Source organism: Myroides odoratimimus (genome assembly GCF_001485415.1).
Classification (GTDB): Bacteria; Bacteroidota; Bacteroidia; order Flavobacteriales; family Flavobacteriaceae; genus Flavobacterium; species Flavobacterium odoratimimum.
In genome coordinates this window covers 146,069-165,840 of the sequence record NZ_BCMQ01000007.1, presented here as the reverse complement: position 1 = coordinate 165,840, position 19,772 = coordinate 146,069, and the positions used below count along the sequence as shown (strand labels likewise).

The 19,772-nt window shown below is 33.8% G+C and carries 17 protein-coding genes and 5 tRNA genes; 7 read left to right on the top strand and 15 right to left on the bottom strand.

What is annotated here, in order from left to right:
- Positions 1-6: 6 nt before the first annotated feature.
- From MODO_RS09320 to idi, 11 genes are all read right to left on the bottom strand, one after another.
- Positions 7-951 carry an alpha/beta hydrolase gene (locus tag MODO_RS09320; protein ID WP_006260201.1) on the bottom strand — a complete coding sequence of 315 codons (945 nt, stop codon included), beginning with the start codon at positions 949-951 and terminating at the stop codon, positions 7-9.
- A 61-nt stretch (positions 952-1,012) separates the two neighbouring features.
- Complete coding sequence (cls, locus tag MODO_RS09315; RefSeq protein ID WP_006260202.1) at positions 1,013-2,488, bottom strand: cardiolipin synthase; 1,476 nt, start codon at positions 2,486-2,488, stop codon at positions 1,013-1,015.
- A gap of 144 nt (positions 2,489-2,632) precedes the next feature.
- Positions 2,633-2,706 (bottom strand) — tRNA-Thr (locus MODO_RS09310).
- A gap of 36 nt (positions 2,707-2,742) precedes the next feature.
- Positions 2,743-2,816: transfer RNA gene (locus tag MODO_RS09305), tRNA-Thr, on the bottom strand.
- Between the two features lie 41 nt (positions 2,817-2,857).
- A tRNA-Thr gene (locus tag MODO_RS09300) sits at positions 2,858-2,931 on the bottom strand.
- 42 nt (positions 2,932-2,973) lie between these two features.
- Positions 2,974-3,047, bottom strand: a tRNA-Thr gene (locus tag MODO_RS09295).
- A 41-nt stretch (positions 3,048-3,088) separates the two neighbouring features.
- Positions 3,089-3,162 (bottom strand) — tRNA-Thr (locus tag MODO_RS09290).
- Positions 3,163-3,243: 81 nt separating this feature from the next.
- A complete protein-coding gene (locus MODO_RS09285; protein WP_006260203.1) occupies positions 3,244-3,507 on the bottom strand; it encodes a hypothetical protein in 264 nt (87 codons plus the stop codon).
- Positions 3,508-3,572: 65 nt separating this feature from the next.
- Positions 3,573-4,541, bottom strand: a complete 969-nt coding sequence (locus MODO_RS09280) for a type I phosphomannose isomerase catalytic subunit (protein WP_006260204.1) — start codon at positions 4,539-4,541, stop codon at positions 3,573-3,575.
- A 107-nt stretch (positions 4,542-4,648) separates the two neighbouring features.
- A complete protein-coding gene (locus MODO_RS09275) occupies positions 4,649-5,062 on the bottom strand; it encodes a 6-pyruvoyl trahydropterin synthase family protein (RefSeq protein WP_006260205.1) in 414 nt (137 codons plus the stop codon).
- Between the two features lie 4 nt (positions 5,063-5,066).
- Positions 5,067-5,594: an isopentenyl-diphosphate Delta-isomerase gene (gene idi, locus MODO_RS09270; protein ID WP_006260206.1), complete on the bottom strand. Its 528-nt coding sequence runs from the start codon at positions 5,592-5,594 to the stop codon at positions 5,067-5,069.
- A 262-nt stretch (positions 5,595-5,856) separates the two neighbouring features.
- On the opposite strand from idi, the gene MODO_RS09265 reads away from it, so the two are divergent.
- The gene (locus MODO_RS09265) at positions 5,857-6,093 is read left to right on the top strand and encodes a hypothetical protein (RefSeq protein ID WP_006260207.1); all 237 of its coding nucleotides are present in this window, start codon (positions 5,857-5,859) and stop codon (positions 6,091-6,093) included.
- Between the two features lie 550 nt (positions 6,094-6,643).
- Here the strand turns inward: MODO_RS09265 and MODO_RS09260 are convergent.
- Positions 6,644-7,096, bottom strand: a complete 453-nt coding sequence (locus MODO_RS09260) for a hypothetical protein (RefSeq protein WP_006260208.1) — start codon at positions 7,094-7,096, stop codon at positions 6,644-6,646.
- Positions 7,097-7,173: 77 nt separating this feature from the next.
- Positions 7,174-9,369 (bottom strand): ATP-dependent DNA helicase RecQ, encoded by a 2,196-nt coding sequence (locus tag MODO_RS09255; RefSeq protein WP_006260209.1) that lies wholly within the window; start codon positions 9,367-9,369, stop codon positions 7,174-7,176.
- 89 nt (positions 9,370-9,458) lie between these two features.
- On the opposite strand from MODO_RS09255, the gene MODO_RS09250 reads away from it, so the two are divergent.
- The 6 genes from MODO_RS09250 to MODO_RS09225 all read left to right on the top strand — a co-directional run bounded on the left by MODO_RS09250 (position 9,459) and on the right by MODO_RS09225 (position 17,909).
- The gene (locus MODO_RS09250) at positions 9,459-10,424 is read left to right on the top strand and encodes a KpsF/GutQ family sugar-phosphate isomerase (protein WP_006260210.1); all 966 of its coding nucleotides are present in this window, start codon (positions 9,459-9,461) and stop codon (positions 10,422-10,424) included.
- Positions 10,425-10,456: 32 nt separating this feature from the next.
- Positions 10,457-11,269 (top strand): twin-arginine translocase subunit TatC, encoded by an 813-nt coding sequence (tatC, locus tag MODO_RS09245; protein ID WP_006260211.1) that lies wholly within the window; start codon positions 10,457-10,459, stop codon positions 11,267-11,269.
- Between the two features lie 17 nt (positions 11,270-11,286).
- Entirely contained in the window at positions 11,287-12,027 is a 741-nt protein-coding gene (gene lptB / locus MODO_RS09240) for an LPS export ABC transporter ATP-binding protein (protein WP_006260212.1), read from the top strand.
- Between the two features lie 234 nt (positions 12,028-12,261).
- Positions 12,262-13,047 (top strand): polysaccharide biosynthesis/export family protein, encoded by a 786-nt coding sequence (locus MODO_RS09235; protein WP_006260213.1) that lies wholly within the window; start codon positions 12,262-12,264, stop codon positions 13,045-13,047.
- Between the two features lie 4 nt (positions 13,048-13,051).
- Positions 13,052-15,451 carry a GumC family protein gene (locus MODO_RS09230; protein WP_006260214.1) on the top strand — a complete coding sequence of 800 codons (2,400 nt, stop codon included), beginning with the start codon at positions 13,052-13,054 and terminating at the stop codon, positions 15,449-15,451.
- 238 nt (positions 15,452-15,689) lie between these two features.
- A complete protein-coding gene (locus MODO_RS09225) occupies positions 15,690-17,909 on the top strand; it encodes an NADP-dependent isocitrate dehydrogenase (protein WP_006260215.1) in 2,220 nt (739 codons plus the stop codon).
- Between the two features lie 62 nt (positions 17,910-17,971).
- On the opposite strand, the gene MODO_RS09220 is transcribed toward MODO_RS09225, so the two are convergent.
- Positions 17,972-18,670 carry a LytR/AlgR family response regulator transcription factor gene (locus MODO_RS09220; protein ID WP_006260216.1) on the bottom strand — a complete coding sequence of 233 codons (699 nt, stop codon included), beginning with the start codon at positions 18,668-18,670 and terminating at the stop codon, positions 17,972-17,974.
- Complete coding sequence (locus MODO_RS09215; RefSeq protein WP_006260217.1) at positions 18,646-19,647, bottom strand: sensor histidine kinase; 1,002 nt, start codon at positions 19,645-19,647, stop codon at positions 18,646-18,648. The genes MODO_RS09220 and MODO_RS09215 overlap by 25 nt, the downstream gene beginning before the upstream one ends.
- Between the last annotated feature and the right edge of the window lie 125 nt (positions 19,648-19,772).

The following is a 19,772-nucleotide window of genomic DNA, read 5'->3' as shown; positions in this document are numbered from 1 at the left end:
TAATATCTATCTGTGCTTCTCTAAGAACTGTAATACACTAAACATTGCTTTATTTCTAACTTCTTTTTTCGAGAGAAATAAGTCATGCATTCCATCCTCTATTACAGCTTTCTCTACACGATGTCCTATCTTACTACCTATCTTCTCAATATCTTTTACATTCAAGACGATATCTGATGTCATAGAAATAGCAGTCCATTTTGAAGTACTTCCAGACTTATCGCTATACATTAGTAGAATAGGAAAGTCTTCATGCAATACTACCTCCTGAATTAACTCCTGTGTATGTTGCACTGCTAATATCCAACTATAGTATACAGCAAAAGGATTTATTGGTTTCCACTCTTTCTTGTACTCCCATTCTCCTTCATGATCTTTATGCAATGTCTTACCATATAACTCAGGCATCTGCTCTGCATTAGCAAAGATATCCTTACTCACTTTACTCCTAGCAACACTCCCCATAAAAGGCTTTACATAGAAAGGTACATTAAAATCAAAGAAAGGAGAATTTAATATTAGTCCTGATAACCTTTCTTTTAACAACCCAAACATAGCATAATACGTTGCTAATAGTCCCCCAGTACTATGCCCTAATAAAAATAGTTGGGTATCTCTATTTTCCTTTAGAATATACTCTATTCCATAATCAATATCAGGAAAGTACTCTCGCATCGACTTACAATAATTCGGATGCTGATGAGGCAATAACGAACGACCATACTTACGCAAATCTATTGCATAGAAGTTTACTCCATGCTCATTAAAATAATCCATCAAGTGTATCTGAAAGAAGTAATCACAAAATCCGTGTATATACAGAATAGTCTGCTTATGCTCTTTCTTATTTCCTCTTGATTCTATTAATGTGGTGATTACTTTCCCTTCATAATCATTCTCAAAGGGATGTTGATGTGTTATATATTTATCAAATGTCAAATGTAAATTCATAGTATCCTTATTTAAAGTTTACTTATCCTTCATTACTCACTTTATTTGATGTCTACACATGCTATAATAAAGGAGAGAACAAACGAATAAAACTGTTTTTAAGACGTTGTTTCCAAGATCTCTTATTCCACCTGTGTAACTCTAGTTTAATAGAATCTCTACAATCTCTATCAAACATTTTTTTCATTTTACGTGCAAACGCTTCATCATAAACCACAACATTCACCTCGAAATTCAAGTCAAAGCTACGATGATCTAAATTACATGTACCTATAGAACTCACTCCTGCATCTGTAACAAAGGTCTTCGCGTGGATAAATCCTTTCTTATATAAATAAATCTCTACACCAAACTCTAATAACTCTTGAAAATAGGACTCCGAAGCCCATTTCACGATATTAGAATCTGTAATTCCAGGCAGTATCATTCTAACGCGCTTACCACTTAATGCAGCCATTTTGATAGCTAGTTGTAATGATTCGTCAGGTATATAATATGGCGTAGTGATGCAGATCTCTTTTTCAGCAGTTTGTATCGCTTTTAAGACACTATATAGAATAGAAGGTACATCTGAGTCAGGTCCAGACGAAATAACCTGTAACGGCACTCCTATCTCATCATTATCATGAATAGGAAAATACTTCTCATCAAAGGCTAAGTCTTGCTTACTACAGAAATTCCAATCTGCCAAAAAGATATATTGTAACCCATAAGCTCCCGAACCTTTTATTCTAATATGCGTATCCCTCCAAAAATACTGATTAGAATCTTTCTTACGGTTATCGTAGCGATCAGAGATATTTATCCCCCCTGTATAAGCTATCGTTCCATCTATCACCACTATTTTGCGGTGATTTCGATAATTCATACGGTTAGCAAAAGCTAATAGAATAATCTTATTAAAGGGATAGGCTTCGACTCCATTCGCACGAAGATTGCGGACAATATTCTTTCGAATGCTTTTACACCCAAAGTCATCATAGATAAAACGTACCTTAACCCCCTCCTTTACTTTATTGATCAGGATACTTTCTATCTCCTTACCGATATCATTATTCTCATAAATATAATACTCGATATGAATCGTACTTTTAGCTGCTTTTAAGTCTTCTATTAGTCTTGGAAAGAACTCTTCTCCATTCTCTAATATTTCGGCTTTATTATCCACTAATAATGGACCTTCTCCCATAGTCGCACTAGACAACATCTTAATGAAAGAACGATTCCTTTGTACAATAGGGTTTCCTTGTTGTCTCTGATCTAGGTGAATGTCATTTAGACGTTTTGTTAATTTAGTGCTATACTCATCATTTACCTTAAGCTTCTTAGAATACATCTTTCTTCGTCGATAATTGATCCCAAAAGAAAAATAAAATAAAATACCAAAGATAGGCACAAAGAAAACTAACAACAGATAAGCTAATGTCTTCGAGATAGAGTCTGTATCATAGATAATGCGTACAGCCACAGCAATAGCTATAATAAAATATACTATCTCCAAATAGATAAACCAATCTGCTTGAACTCTCAAAAACATACTTCAGCGTATTTTTAATAATAACCTTTCTATATAAGTTAGATTTAGGTTATCTAAAAGTAAAAAATAAAAAGCAGTTAGAAGAGCATTTAGTACACAAAGTATTTGAAAACAAAAAAGTCTCCCTTTAAGGGGAGACTTTTGAGCCGATGGAGGGACTCGAACCCACGACCTGCTGATTACAAATCAGCTGCTCTAGCCAGCTGAGCTACACCGGCAAAATGAATGCCTGCAATACAATATTAAAACATTTGAGCCGATGGAGGGACTCGAACCCACGACCTGCTGATTACAAATCAGCTGCTCTAGCCAGCTGAGCTACACCGGCGACTCAATGTATTGCAATATTTAATCTTCAAAAAATTATTGAGCCGATGGAGGGACTCGAACCCACGACCTGCTGATTACAAATCAGCTGCTCTAGCCAGCTGAGCTACACCGGCGACTCAATATTATTGTAATACTAATCTCTTTTAAAACTTTTGAGCCGATGGAGGGACTCGAACCCACGACCTGCTGATTACAAATCAGCTGCTCTAGCCAGCTGAGCTACACCGGCGACTCAAAGTATTACAATATCAATTTTTCAAAAAACATCTGAGCCGATGGAGGGACTCGAACCCACGACCTGCTGATTACAAATCAGCTGCTCTAGCCAGCTGAGCTACACCGGCGACTCATTTTGCGAGTGCAAAGATAGCATGGTTTTTCAATCTTGCAACACAAAATGTATCTTTTTTAAATCTTTTTTTCGATTACATTGCGTTGATTTTTTCAACTAATTGACCTGCAACATCTTCTAGTTTTTTATAAACTCCTTTAAAATGTGCTTTTTTATTCTCAACGTTTTTTGCATTCACTGCTCCGATTAATTCATCGAAAGAAACAAACGCTTCTTCAAGTAATGCGTTAGTCTCTGCAGTTGGTCCTCCAGTTGTCATTTCTTGAATATAAATTGCTTGGATGATATCACCTAATACATAGTGAATATCTTTTTTTAGGTTTCTTACGCTTGCCATAATTTCCTTTATTTAGTATTAATTTTACGCAAATCTACAATATAAAAATGGGGTATACTACTCTTTTAAGAAACAAATATCTCTAAGATTGTAGCCTCACCACTTAAACTTATTTGTGTTACTGCTGCTGGTATTAGCACAGTTTGTCCACATCGTATAGAATACACTTCGTCACCTAATGTGATCTCTCCTTCTCCTTCTGTACACACATATAGATAGAATCTAGAAGCATCCTTCTCTTTGTGATAACTTCCTTTTAGAGGTATATAATTCACTGAGAAGAATGGACACGCTACTATTTCGTTAGATACATTCGCATCTTTAGTATAAGTCAACTCTACTTCTTTCTTATCATAGTTGATAGCATCTAGTGCCATATCGATATGGAGTTCTCTAGAATTACCCGAAGCATCTAGTCTATCCCAGTCATATACTCTATAAGTAATATCTGAAGTCTGCTGAATCTCAGCTAATAATACACCAGCCCCAATAGCATGGATAGTACCTGTCTCGATGAAGAATACATCTCCTTTCTTTACAGGTATCTCTTTTAATATAGAAGGCAATGTCTTAGCCTCTAAATGATGTAGATAGTCCTCTTGAGTCACTCCATCTTTAAAGTCTACTACTATTCTTGCATTTTCATCCGTTTGCATCACATACCACATCTCAGTCTTTCCAAAAGACCCATGGCGCTTCTGAGCTAAATCATCATTCGGATGTAACTGTATAGATAAATCTTCTTTTGCGTCTAGAAACTTAAACAAAAGAGGAAACTTCTTATCAAAACGGTTTATAATATAATCACCTAAGATTTCTTCAGGAAACTTCTGAATTAAATCATTTAAACTTAATCCTTCATATACCCCATTTGCGACAACGCTTACATCAGAAGATACACCAGAAATCTCCCAGCTCTCTCCTACCTCATTTGAATCAATATCTTTACCAAGTATTGATTTTAACTTCGTTCCTCCCCAAATTCTGTCTTTCAGAATCGGTTGAAATAGTATCGGATATTGTTTAAAACCCATATATTAATCACTTCTATTAAAAATAAGCTATTGCTTATCTATCTTTCCCAATCGCTATAAAAAACGAGGGTGCAAGTTACAACTTTTCCCATTAGCATACCCTATAATTAATAATCTCCTTTAAAAGAAACAAAGTTTCTAGCAGTTTCATACAATATCACTTCTAACTCTTTATCATTATTAATAAAAGGTCTTAATTTTTGCCATATCACTACTGCGATATTTTCTGCCGTAGGGATCAACTCTAAAAACTCTGGTACATCTAAATTCAAGTTTTTATGATCAAAGTTCTCTTCTATCTCCGATTTTATTAAATCTGATAGTTCTTTTAAATCCATCACAAATCCTGTCTCTGGATCTAGCTCTCCTGTTACCTGAACAATTAATTCATAATTGTGTCCATGGTAGTTAGGATTATTACATTTACCAAAAACAAGTTGGTTCTTCTCTTCTGACCATTCTTTTCTATGCAAGCGATGTGCTGCATTAAAGTGAGCTTTTCTACTAACAGTTAACCTCATACTATTATTTTTTTTGAGCTTCTATAAAATGATAAAACTTAGAAAAAATGATTTTAAACCAAGCTGTATATATATTAGGATTAGCCTCCATATCTTCCTTTATCCCTTCTATAGACATCCATTTCCATGCCTCTACTTCTTCTAGGTTGATATTTGGTTCATCATCGTAATATCCAATCATCACATGATCAAACTCATGCTCTGTCAGACCATTGTCAAATGGGGCTTTATAGATAAAACTAAAAACATCTTTTAGGGGCACTTCGAACCCCATTTCTTCCATTAATCTACGTCTACCAGCCTCTATATTTGTTTCGCCTACACGTTGATGACTACAACAAGTATTAGTCCACAATAAAGGCGAGTGATACTTTTCTAAAGCACGTTGTTGTAACATTACTTCATTATTTTTATTCAAAATAAAAACAGAAAATGCACGATGTAACAAAGCTTTTTCATGAGCTTCTATCTTTTCCATTACTCCTACTTGTTCATCTTGTTCATTTACTAATACCACTAACTCTTCTTTCATACCTAATAATTTATATCAACCTCAAAAATACAAAAAAGATACGGTTAAACTAATCTCTTTATCAGATAGCATCGTTATAAACCTGTCTTTATACTATAATATTCATTTATAAACGACTACACTGCCTCTTTTGTTATCTACTCCCTCGTTTTACCTTTCAATACTATTCATATGCAGTGCTTTTCCTTCTAGCTACTTCTACTGATTCTTCAACTATTTCTACTTATTTTTTGACTACTTTTGTACAAATGACAATTAGAAAATGGAAAGACAAATCAAACTTATTTGGGATTTTAAAGGGCCTGCTGGAGAAAAAACAGCCGAACATCACGTAATACATCTTAAAGAGTATGTCGCTATAGAACAACTACCTATCTTTATCATAGACTATACAGTACTAGCACCAGAGCATACTATCGCGTATATGGTAGTCAATGATGAGCAAATGAGACAACTAAGAGATATCCTAAAACCACATCGAGGAGAGCTATACGAATAGACCGCATCTGTGAATACATATATCAAGAGGTAACTTATTACATAGGTTACCTCTTTCTTTTTTACAACTCAGTACATCTTTTAACTATTAAGAAAAAGGACACTATTTTTTTTAATATTCGAATCTATATTTCACTTTTATAAGTACTTTTTCATGTTCTGAAAGGTCTTTTTTTCTATTCTATCTCCTCAATAAGAGCAAAGATCTGTCTTATAAAAAAAAAAGATGTACTTTTTTTTAGCCCTTAAAACAACACAAAACACTAACAAACAACAAGTTAAACAAAAAATATCCTTTATAAACACAAACACCCTCTATAGCATATCCCCTTATAATACAGGTGTTATAAGCAATTCGCTCGACAATTCATGGACAATTACTCGAGATTGGTGGAGCTAGAGGTGACTTTGTCGAACAATCCTCCATTTACTCATCACCTATTCTCCTTCTATCTAAACTGTATGATTACTAAATACCTACCTAAACAAAGTGTCTAATATCCACAAAAAAAGGTGCTCTATAAGAACACCTTTTATCTATATATCTTTTGTTAAGCTAAAGCGACCAAAGTTTCTTTTAGCACTACATAGTTTTTATAATAACTTTCTATAATCTTGATTTTTTTCTTTCCACTATTCACTTCTATATAGCCATCTTGGTTAGTCCACCGCATATATAATGTATCTATATGTATCTGCACATCTTCTGCAGCTATATCTATAACTCTCTCCTGTCCCAATACTTTCTTATAATATATCTTTTCTCCATCAATCGTTATTTTGTTGAGATAAGGATATATTTTAACTACATAGTAGACTAATATAGAAGCCGTCACTACTCCACTTGCTATAGCACTCTCGATATTACTCACCCCGATATCGCCTTTCTTTGCTTTTAATATTAAGATTACAAATAAAATATTTATCATTAAAAGCACCATAGTAACGATACTAATCTTGACTAACGAAGATCGTCTAAAACACGATTTAAATATTTTTTCCATATTTTTAAAAAGAGTATATAAAAAAACCCTCAGTAGTCACCTACTGAAGATTTTAATTGTTCTATTTCTACTATGAACTAGTTCGCTTCTTTACTAATAAACTGAATACGCATTAATCGCAACTCTTCAGTATCATAATCTCCGTCAAACTCAGTCATCGCAGCCTTAATATTATCTGTCTCTGATTCCATAAAGTAATCATAGATTTCTTCTTGCTGATCTTCGTCTAAGACATCATCTATCCAATATGATATATTCAACTTCGTACCAGAATATACGATCTGCTCCATCTCTTTTAGCAGACCATCCATATCTAATCCTTTAGCACTCGCTATATCCGATAAAGATAACTTTCTATCTACATTCTGAATAATATAAAGTTTTAATGCGGAATTAGCACCTGTAGATTTAACAACTAAATCATCAGGTCTGATGATATCATTATCTTCTACATACTTACTAATCACATCTACGAACTCCTTACCATATTTCTTAGCCTTACCTTCACTTACTCCTATAATATTAGACATCTCCTCTAGAGTAACTGGATACTTAAGCCCCATCTCCTCTAATGAAGGGTCTTGGAATACTACGAATGGAGGTACACCATATTTCTTCGCTACTTTCTTACGCAGATCTTTTAGGATACCGATCAGAGCCTCGTCTATCACTAGACTAGCTTTACTAGCGATCACATCCAAATCATTTTCAGCATCAGAATATTCGTGATCTTCAGTCATCATAAATGACTTAGGATTATCTATAAACTGTAGCCCAGCTTCTGTCAGTTTTAACACTCCATAAGCTTCAATATCTTTGCGCAATAAGTCTGCTACTAATACTTGTCTAATAAGAGCTATCCAGTACTTCTCATCGTGATCCTTACCACAACCGAAAAAGTCTAATGTATCTGTCTTATTTACTTTTAACAATGCATTGATTTTCCCAAGTAGAGTGAATACTATTTCTTTCGTCTTATAAGATTGTTTCGTGTCTCTAATTACTTTCAATAATTGAACTACACTATCTTTAGCTTCTACTTTAGTCTTAGGATTACGGATATTATCATCCATATCAGCCCCTTCGCCATTGACTTCGTCAAATTCTTCTCCGAAATAATGCAGGATAAATTTTCTTCTAGACATCGATGTTTCAGCATACGCTACTACTTCTTGTAATAATGCATACCCTATCTCTTGCTCAGCGACAGGCTTACCAGCCATAAACTTCTCAAGCTTCTCTATATCTTTATATGAGTAATAGGCTAGACAGTGTCCTTCACCTCCATCACGTCCAGCTCTACCCGTCTCTTGATAATAACTTTCTAATGATTTAGGAATATCATGGTGTATTACATAGCGTACATCTGGCTTATCTATCCCCATACCGAATGCGATAGTAGCTACTACTACATCTACATCCTCCATTAAGAACATATCTTGATGTTTAGCACGGGTCTTGGCATCTAGTCCTGCGTGATAAGGCACAGCACTGATCCCATTTACCTGAAGTACATTTGCGATTTCTTCTACTTTCTTTCTACTTAGACAGTAGATCACTCCTGACTTTCCTTGGTGTTGTTTAATAAAGCGAATAATATCCGTCTCTACATTTTTCGTTTTAGGACGTATCTCATAGAATAAGTTAGGTCTATTAAACGATGCTTTGAAGGTATTCGCGTTTGGAATTTCTAAGTTTTTTAAGATATCCTCTTGTACTTTAGGAGTGGCTGTTGCAGTCAGTCCTATAATAGGTATATCACCAAGACTTCTAATAATGTTGCGCAGATTTCTATACTCTGGTCTAAAGTCATGTCCCCATTCAGAAATACAATGGGCCTCGTCAATAGCTACAAAAGATAATTTTTCCCCTTGTAAAAAGCTAACATACTCTTCCTTAGTTAAAGATTCAGGTGCTACGTATAGCAACTTTGTAATCCCACTTTTAATGTCTTCCTTTACCTGAGCTATCTCAGTCTTCGTAAGAGATGAATTAAGCACATGAGCCACACCATGCTCTGAAGATAAACTTCTAATAGCATCTACTTGATTCTTCATCAAAGCAATTAACGGTGAAACAACAATAGCAGTTCCCTCTAACACCAATGCAGGTAATTGATAACAAAGAGACTTCCCTCCTCCAGTCGGCATAATCACAAAAGTATTGTGTCCAGAAATAATACTTTTGACCACATCTTCCTGAAGACCTTTGAATTGAGAAAATCCAAAAAATCTCTTTAACTCTTTGTGCAAGTCAATTTCAGTTGATTTCATTATTTTTGTATGGTATTTTACATAAATTTGCAGTACCTAAAGGTACAAAATTTCTTTAGTTCAATCATAATATTTAACATTCGCTCATTTTGAATACATCAATTAACATATTAAACACCGCCAAGAATACTTTACTTTCTGAGAGTGAAAGCATTAAAAAACTAATCGATTATCTAACGGACGATTTTGAAAAAACTGTTAAAGCGATTTTCAACTGCAAGGGGCGAATAATTGTGACAGGAATAGGCAAAAGTTCACTAATTGGAGCAAAAATAGTAGCAACATTCAATTCTACTGGAACGCCATCTATCCATATGCATGCTGCAGAGGCAATGCATGGAGATCTAGGTCTAATCCAACCAGGAGACTGTATCATCTGTATCTCTAATAGTGGTAATAGCCCAGAAATAAAAGTATTAGCACCTATCCTTAAAAGACACAACAATACGCTTATTGCTATCACAGCTAATGAGAACTCGTTTTTAGCAAAAAGTGCTGACTATATCCTATTATCTAAAATAGACCATGAGGCAGAACAGAATAATCTAGCGCCTATGAACAGTACCACTGCTCAGCTAGTTTTAGGAGATGCCTTAGCAGCTTGTCTTATAGAATTGAGAAACTTCACTGCAGAAGACTTCGCAATGTACCATCCAGGTGGAGCATTAGGTAAAAAATTGTTACTTTTGGTGCAAAACATACTAAAAAGCGAAAACAAACCTGCGGTATCTCCAGACTCTTCTATCCAAGAAGTAATCGTAGAGATATCAGAGAAACGCTTAGGAGTAACTGCAGTAGTAGATAATGAGCAAATCATAGGAATCATAACAGATGGAGACTTGCGCCGTATGCTACAAAAAAGTAGTAATCTAAACGATTATAAGGCAAAAGACATTATGTCTATCAACCCTAAATCAATAGAGAGTTCTGAGCACGTATCTAAGGCACTGTCTATATTAGAGGACAACTCTATCACGCAATTACTAGTGACACAAAACAACAAATACGTAGGCGTAATCCACCTACATGATATATTAAAAGAAGGGATCGTATAAATATGGCAAACTCAGATAAATCAAAAAAGGAAATGTCTTTCCTAGACCACTTAGAAGAACTAAGATGGTTATTAGTTAGATCTTCAGCATTTATACTAGGAGGAGGGGCAGTCGCTTTTATTTTTAGTGATTTTATTTTTGACAAAATCATCTTCGCACCAAAAAGAAGTGATTTCGTTACCTATCAATTCTTTTGTAAAATAGCACAACGTTTTGATTTCGATAGAAGTTTTTGTTTACAAGACTTACCCTTCGAGATTCAGAATAGAACGATGGATGGACAATTCTCTGTATTAATTTGGACTTGTATTTCTGCAGGTTTTATTATTGCAGTTCCTTTCATTCTTTGGGAAATATGGAAATTCATCAGCCCAGCACTTTATACAAAAGAAAAGAAATACGCTAAACTATTTATCGTTGTATCTTCTTTATTATTCTTTATGGGAGTAGTATTTGGATACTACGTTATCACTCCACTATCTATTAATTTCCTTGCGAATTTACAGGTAAGTGATATCGTTAAAAACCAGATAGATATCAACTCTTATATAGGTCTTGTAAAAACGACATCTATAGCATGTGGTTTAGTATTCGAATTACCGATTATTATTTACTTCCTATCTGTGTTAGACTTAGTTACACCACAGTTCTTAAGAGACTATAGAAAGTACGCTATCGTATTAATATTAATCATCGCAGCTGTAATAACTCCACCAGATGTAGTAAGCCAGATTATAGTATCTATTCCATTACTTATTCTATACGAAGTGAGTATTTATATCTCTCTCTTCGTACACAAAAAGAATAAGAAGATAGAAGCAAGTAAAACAAAACAAATTGACTAATCTCATATTTTAAAATCATGAAATTAAGAGCTGATAATTTAATTAAGATGTACAAAAAACGCAAAGTTGTTAAAGGTATATCAGTAGAGGTTAATCAAGGAGAGATCGTAGGACTACTAGGGCCAAATGGTGCTGGTAAAACTACATCATTCTATATGATCGTAGGATTAGTAAAACCTAACAGTGGAAATATATATTTAGATAATACGGATATAACAGACTTCCCGATGTATAAACGTGCACAACATGGTATCGGGTACTTAGCACAAGAGGCTTCTATCTTTAGAAAACTAAGTATAGAGGACAACATCCTAAGTGTACTACAACTAACGAAACTCTCTAAAAAAGAACAAGAGGCGAAAATGGAATCTCTAATAGAAGAGTTCAACTTAAACCATGTACGTACTAACCGAGGAGATGTACTATCTGGAGGAGAAAGAAGACGTACAGAAATCGCTAGAGCATTAGCTACTGATCCTAAGTTTATTCTTCTAGATGAACCCTTCGCGGGAGTTGACCCTGTGGCAGTAGAAGATATCCAAAAAATCGTTGCGAACTTAAAAAACAAAAACATTGGTATCCTTATTACAGATCACAACGTTCAAGAGACTCTTGCTATTACAGACAAAACGTATCTTATGTTCGAAGGAGGTATCTTAAAAGCAGGTGTTCCAGAAGAGCTAGCAGAAGACGAAATGGTACGAAAAGTCTACTTAGGTCAGAACTTCGAGCTACGTAAAAAGAAACTAACGTTCTAAATAAGAATCAAAAGCCACTTTTACATATTTAACAGTTATTATTTATAGTTCTTTTAATTTCTGAGATTATTGTGTTTTTTATAATTAGAAAAAACGTGAATTATCCTAAAAACACTATACTTTTTATGAAAGTAACATTTTGTCTCTACTCAGAAAAAACTATATTTGACACTTTAAATAGTAAAACTCTTTTTTTTGACTATTTAGAAACTATATATTTGCAAAAAAATAACAATGAAAAATATAATTGCGCTAAAACTATCACTTTTCTTCTGCACTATGCTATTGCTAGGTTCGTGTGCATCTAGAGAGAGTGTTGTATACTACCAAAACGTTGAGGATGTATTACTAAAAGAGTCTAATGATAATAAATTTGAGACTCGTTTAAGAGCAGATGATTTGCTAATGATCATTGTATCTGCTGAAGATCCTGAAGCAGCTGCTCCGTTTAACTTAGCTAATACAATGACTACAAACCCTAACAATCCTGCTGGTAGTGGTACTATGACTCAACACTTATACTTAGTAGATAGTGATGGGAATATAGAATTCCCTGTATTAGGAACTATTAAAGTAGGTGGTAAAAGCAAAAAAGAAGCTGTAGAAATACTGTCAAAACAAATAAGCCAATATATCAATAACCCTATTGTCAACATGAGAATCATGAACTACAAAGTGACAGTACAAGGGGAGGTAAATAAGCCAGGTGTACACACTATCAATAGTGAGAGACTTACATTAGCTGAAGCAATAGCATTATCTGGTGACCTAACAGTATATGGAAAAAGAGACAATATATTACTGATAAGAGAAATAGATGGAAGAAGAGTTCCTATCCGTGTAGACATGACTAAAGCGGACTTTATGGTATCTCCATACTATTATTTAAATCAAAACGATATTGTATATGTAGAGCCTAACAAAACAAGAGTAAACTCTTCTGTAGTAGGACCTAACTTAAGTTTAGGATTATCTGCATTATCACTTTTAGTAACTGTAATAGCACTTGCTACAAAATAGAAAAATGGAAAACAAATTTGACAATCAAGAAAACTCTAATATAAACATACGAGAAGAACTAGAGAAATATTTAGTTCACTGGAGATGGTTTGTATTAAGTGTTTTTATTACTGTAGCTTTAGCTTTCGTTTATTTACGTTATAGCCAGAAGATATATTCTATCAATACTTCTATCATTGTAAAAGATGAAAAAAGAGGTGGTGGAATAGCGTCTGAAATGGCAGCATTCGCTGACTTAGGGATGTTCTCTGGTGGTAAAAGTAATGTAGAAAACGAGACACAAGTACTACAATCAAGAAGTCTTGCAGAAAGAACAGTTAGAAGATTACAATTAAATATAGCTTTAATCAATAACGATAGATTTGTAAAAAAGGATTTATATGGTAATAGTCCTGTTTCTATCAACTTTGTAGAGCGTGTTTTTGACTTTGATGATATCGAGTATTCATTTATTGTTAAAGATAGAACTGAATCGTCTTTCTTGTTATTAAATGATGAGGAAGAAGAATTAGGTACTTTTAAATATGATGAACCTATTTCTACTATATTAGGTAAACTTATCGTAACTAAGAATGTTCCTAAAAAAACAGGAACACTAGATGCTCTTAAAAAAGAAGGTGGTGAAGAAACTGTAAATGAAATACTAGTACAAGTAAAACCTATCCAAAAAGTCGTTGATTATTACGTAAAAGAGGTAAAAATAGCTCCTACTGATAAGTTCTCTACTGTGCTTGAATTATCATTGTTAAACGCTACGCCAGCGAAAGCAAAAGATTATTTAAACACATTGATTACTTTGTACAATGATGGTGCTATAGCTGATAAACGTTTTATCTCAGAGAAAACTTCAGAGTTCATCGACTCTCGTCTAGTCCTGATTACTGATGAACTAGGTGATGTAGAAAAGAACGTAGAGGGATATAAAGCTAGAAATAGCATTACTGATATTCCTACAGAATTAAAAATTCACTTAGAGAATGCTAATGTTTATGAAAAACAAATCATTAGTAATGAAACCGAATTAAAAGTTATCTCTTCTCTAATAGAGTTCTTAAAAAGCAGCAAACCAAACGAATTACTTCCTGGTAATATAGTATCGACAGATGTTAGCTCTAACAGCTTAATTGATCAATATAATAAATTAGTATTAGAAAGAAATAAGTTAAGTACTAGTACAACTAAGCTTAACCCGGCTATCGTTAAATTAGACGATCAAATCAACTCTATGAAAGCTTCTGTATTAGAAAGCCTTCTAAGAGCCGAGAGCAATCTAAAAATTACACGTAGAGAGTTAGCGTCTAAAGAATCTGAATTAAAATCTAAACTATCTCTTGTACCAAAACAAGAAAGAGAGTTCAGAATCATCGATAGACAGCAAAAGGTAAAAGAGGCTATCTATTTATACTTATTCCAAAAAAGAGAGGAAACTGCAATCGCTTTAGCAGCAACAGAACAAAATGCTAAAATAATCGATGTAGCTAAGAGTAGTGATAAACCAGTAGCTCCTAAAAAAGCAATTATCTTATTAGCCGCTCTTATCATGGGAGGATTAATACCATTTGCTTTAATCTACTTACGTAGCTTATTAGATACTAAGGTTAAGACTAGATTAGACATTGAAGAAAATACTCAAGTTCCATTCTTAGGTGATATACCACACTCTAACGATAATTCCAAAATCGTTAATATTGCGAGTAGAACGAGTACTGCTGAAGCTCTTCGTATCGTTAGAACGAACCTTGAGTTTATGCTAAGTGATGTACAGGAAGGTAATGCTAAGATGATATTCTTAACTTCTACATTCCCTAAAGAAGGTAAAACATTTACATCTGTAAATATTGCAGCTACAATTGCATTATCAGGTAAACGAACTCTTCTTATCGGATTAGATATTCGTAACCCTAGATTAGATGATTATATCATGCTTCCTACTAAAGGCGTATCTGACTACTTATTAAGAAAAGAGGACGATATCAACCAGTATGTTGTAAAAATAGATGGTTATGAAAATATGTATGCTTTACCAGCAGGTACTATTCCACCTAACCCAGCAGAACTATTAATGGGAGATAGAATAGGAGATATGTTTGAGACTCTTAAAAAACAATATGACTATATCATCGTAGATACAGCCCCAGTTAGTTTAGTTACAGATACCTTGTTAATCGCGAAATATGCTGATACGTTCATCTACGTAGCGAGAGCAAACTACCTAGACAAACGTATGCTTAAATTACCTAATGACTTACACAAAGAAGGTAAACTTCCGAATATGTCAATTATCTTAAATGATACTGAGACAAACAAAGGATATGGTTATGGATACGGATATGGTTATGGATATGGCCAAGATCTAGAAGTAGACAAACGCCCTTGGTGGAAAAAACTAATAAATCTAAAATAAGAACAAAGGTCACTCTTTTATAGGGTGACCTTTTTCATTAATATGATAAAATATTATATCAAAATGTACTAAAACAGAAATATAAAAAGTCTGAATTATCAAATTCGTAATTCAACTCTAAAAAGAGTATTAAGCCTAAACAATAACATACATATTTAGTATATTTGCTATATAAATTTCAAGTTTTAAACAAAATATATTTAACGATAATATTGTTTTCATTTAAAGTAAATAAAAAATGACACAAAAATCTAAAATCCTTTACACGTTTACAGACGAGGCTCCAATGTTAGCTACGTATTCGTTCTTACCTATTGTACAAGCATTTGCTAAAACAGCAAGTATAGATGTTGAAACAAGAGATATATCTTTAGCAGGACGTATTCTTGCAACTTTCTCTGAGTTCTTAAAAGAAGAGCAAAGAATCGGTGATGCATTAGCAGAATTAGGAGAATTAGCGAAGACTCCAGAAGCTAATATCATTAAACTTCCAAACATCTCTGCTTCTATTCCTCAGTTAAATGCTGCTATTAAAGAATTGCAAGTTCATGGTTATGCTGTGCCTAACTATACTGCAGATGCTAAGACTGAAGAAGAAAAAGAGATTAAAGCTAGATATGCTAAAATCTTAGGTTCTGCTGTAAACCCTGTGTTACGTGAAGGAAATTCAGATCGTAGAGCTCCTAAAGCAGTTAAAAACTATGCTAAAAAACACCCACACTCAATGGGAGCATGGTCAGCTGATTCTAAAACAAGAGTAGCTTCTATGTCTGAAGGTGATTTTTATGGTAGTGAAAAATCAGTAACTATAGCTGATAACTGTAAATATAAAATCGAATTTGTAGGTACTGATGGTGCTATTAAATTATTAAAAGATTACGCTCCTTTATTAAAAGGTGAAATCATTGACTCATCTGTACTAAACGTAAATAAATTAAAAGCGTTCGTTTCTGAATGTAAAGAAGAAGCTAAGGCAAAAGGTATCTTATTCTCTACTCACTTAAAAGCGACAATGATGAAGGTTTCTGACCCTATCATCTTCGGTGCTGTAGTAGAAGTTTACTTCAAAGAAGTATATGCTAAATATGCTACTTTATTTGCAGAATTAGGTATTATCCCAAATAATGGATTAGGTGATTTATACGCTAAATTAGCTGGACATGCTCAAGAAGCTGAAGTAAAAGCTGCTATTGATGCTGCTATTGCTAATGGTCCTGCTATCGCAATGGTGAACTCTGATAAAGGTATCACTAACTTACACGTTCCTTCTGACGTTATCGTAGATGCTTCTATGCCAGCTATGATCCGTACTTCAGGACAAATGTGGAATGCTGAAGGAAAATCACAAGATACTTTAGCTATCATTCCAGACCGTTGTTACGCTGGTGTATACCAAACTGTAATCGAAGACTGTAAAGCTAATGGTGCTTATAACCCTACTACTATGGGATCTGTTCCTAACGTAGGTCTTATGGCTCAAAAAGCGGAAGAATATGGTTCTCATGACAAAACATTCCAAGCTGATACAAATGGAGTAATCCGCGTATCTGATGATAAAGGAAATATCTTCTTCGAACAAAATGTAGAAGCTGGAGATATATTCAGAATGTGTCAAACTAAAGACGCTCCTATCCAAGACTGGGTTAAACTAGCTGTTAACCGTTCTCGTTTATCTGATACTCCTGCTATCTTCTGGTTAGATGAGAATAGAGCTCATGATAGAGAAATCATCGCTAAAGTAAATACATACTTAAAAGATCACGATACTACTGGATTAGATATCAGAATCTTAAACCCAGTAGAAGCTACTAAAGTATCTGTAGAAAGAATCCGTCAAGGTCTAGATACAATCTCTGTAACAGGAAATGTATTACGTGATTACTTAACAGATTTATTCCCAATCTTAGAAGTAGGTACTTCAGCTAAGATGTTATCTATCGTTCCATTAATGAATGGTGGTGGATTATTCGAAACTGGAGCAGGAGGTTCTGCACCTAAACATATCGAACAATTCATTGAAGAAGGATATTTACGTTGGGATTCTTTAGGAGAGTTCTTAGCTCTAGGTGCTTCATTCGAACACTTAAGCCAAACTCAAAACAACCCTAAAGCGATGGTATTAGCTGAGACATTAGACGAAGCTACTGCTAAGTTCTTAGACAATGATAAATCACCTGCTCGTAGAGTTGGATCTATCGATAATCGTGGTTCTCACTTCTACTTAGCAATGTATTGGGCAGAAGCATTAGCTAACCAATCTAAAGATGCTGAGTTACAAGCTAAATTTGCTCCTATCGCAAAAGCAATGACTGAAGCTGAAGCTAAAATCAACGAAGAGTTAATCGCTTCTCAAGGTAAAGCTCAAAACATCGGTGGTTATTACCAATCAAATGTAGCTGACACAGCTAAAGCTATGCGTCCAAGTGCTACTTTAAACCAAATTATTGACACTATCTAATATAGCATCGATATACTAAAAAAGGTCATCAGTTAACTGATGACCTTTTTTTATACTCTCTTTTATTGATCTAATAAAATTTGATACTTACGCCCAATAGGCACTTCATCGCCATTCATTAAAATGACTTTACTCATAAATCGCTCTTTTATACACTCTTTATTAATAATAAAAGAACGATGTACCTGAACAAAGTTATCTCCTATTAATTCTGTTTTAAACCCTACTAGCGACCCATATACAAAGTAACTCTTACGCCTACTTTTAGTAAATATCTTGATATAATTACCTGCACTTTCAACATACATGATATCTGACATTTCTATAAAATAATCAAAGCCATCTTCTTTTATTAATACTTTTTGAAGTTCGCTCTTGCGATTATTTTCTTTTCTATCCTTACAGAATACCTTTGCTTTTACAACTGCTTTAAGGAACTTACTAAAAGCTATTGGTTTTAATAAATAGTCGACTGCATCATTCTGATAAGATTCTAATGCAAATTCTGAATACGCTGTAGTCACAATCGTAGTAGGCTTAATAGGTAACATTTCTAGCAACTCTAATCCTGATACTAAAGGCATATTAATATCTAAGAATAATATATCTACTTCATTACTTTGTAAAAAAGTTAAAGCTTCTTTTCCACTATAAGCATGCCCTATACATTCTAAATCATCGCATTGCTTAATATGACTTAAAAGCACCTGATGTGCAGGTTTCTCATCATCTACTATTAAACACTGGTAGGTAATTCCCATAATTCTAAAGTGGTTTTATAATAATACTTTGATTTGTTCTTTGTAAATTTATATCTCAACTGGGAGACTTCTAGTCTTCTTTCTAGATTTAAAAGCCCAACACCTGTTCCTTTTTGCAACATTTCGTCAGGCAAACAACTGTTTTCTAATTCGAACAGCAAATGATTATCTCTAGCATATCCTCTTAATTTTATAAAAGGAAATTCAGTTTGTAAAGCAAATTTTATCGCATTTTCAACCAAACTAAAATACAAAAGTGGAGGCACTTGAAACTTCTCAATATCCCCTTCATATTTTATATCTACGACTAAATCGTTTGTCCTAAACTTATAGTAATTAAAATATTCTTTTAAAAATTCTATTTCTTGATCTAAAGAAACAAATTCTCTTTTGGTTGCTTCTAATTGATATCTCAATAAATGTGATAATTGCAAAATCCGCTCAGGCGTTTCCCTTGGATTCGTTAAAGCCTCCCCATATAAATTATTCATTGCGTTTAAAAGGAAATGTGGGTTTAACTGCATCTTGAGGAAGTCTAACTCAGCTACAGTATTTACCAAACGCTTTTCACGAACTGTAATATCATTAAACACCCATAAATGAATAAAATAAGTTCCAGAGCCTAAAAACATTAAAAATATAGTATTGAGAATTTCACTTAACCAAGAATCAAATCCATCTATAAGCATATTTAACAACCCAGTACCAATTAGAACAACAATCCAATAGATAGTAAATAATGGTAAAAAAATATTGTATCGTTTGGTAATCATATATCTCTTAATCAGCAAAATATTACTAATTAAAATACAACCATATACTATAAAGAAAGAAGGCACTAACTCTTCCCAAATCTCAGATAATGAGCGATCACTCTTATCTACAGAAGCGACGAATGTAAATACACTAAGAAGTAGAATGATAACCGACACATTCCTCAACCAAAAATTAGAATAAAATTTCCATAGTGACTTCATACAAACAAATGTAAAGAATCATTAATAATATCATTATCCTTTCATTACTATTTATTTGAAAGCCATTAAAATAATAGCTACTTCATCAGCGTTTAATTAAACAAATAGCAATAATTACTTATCTA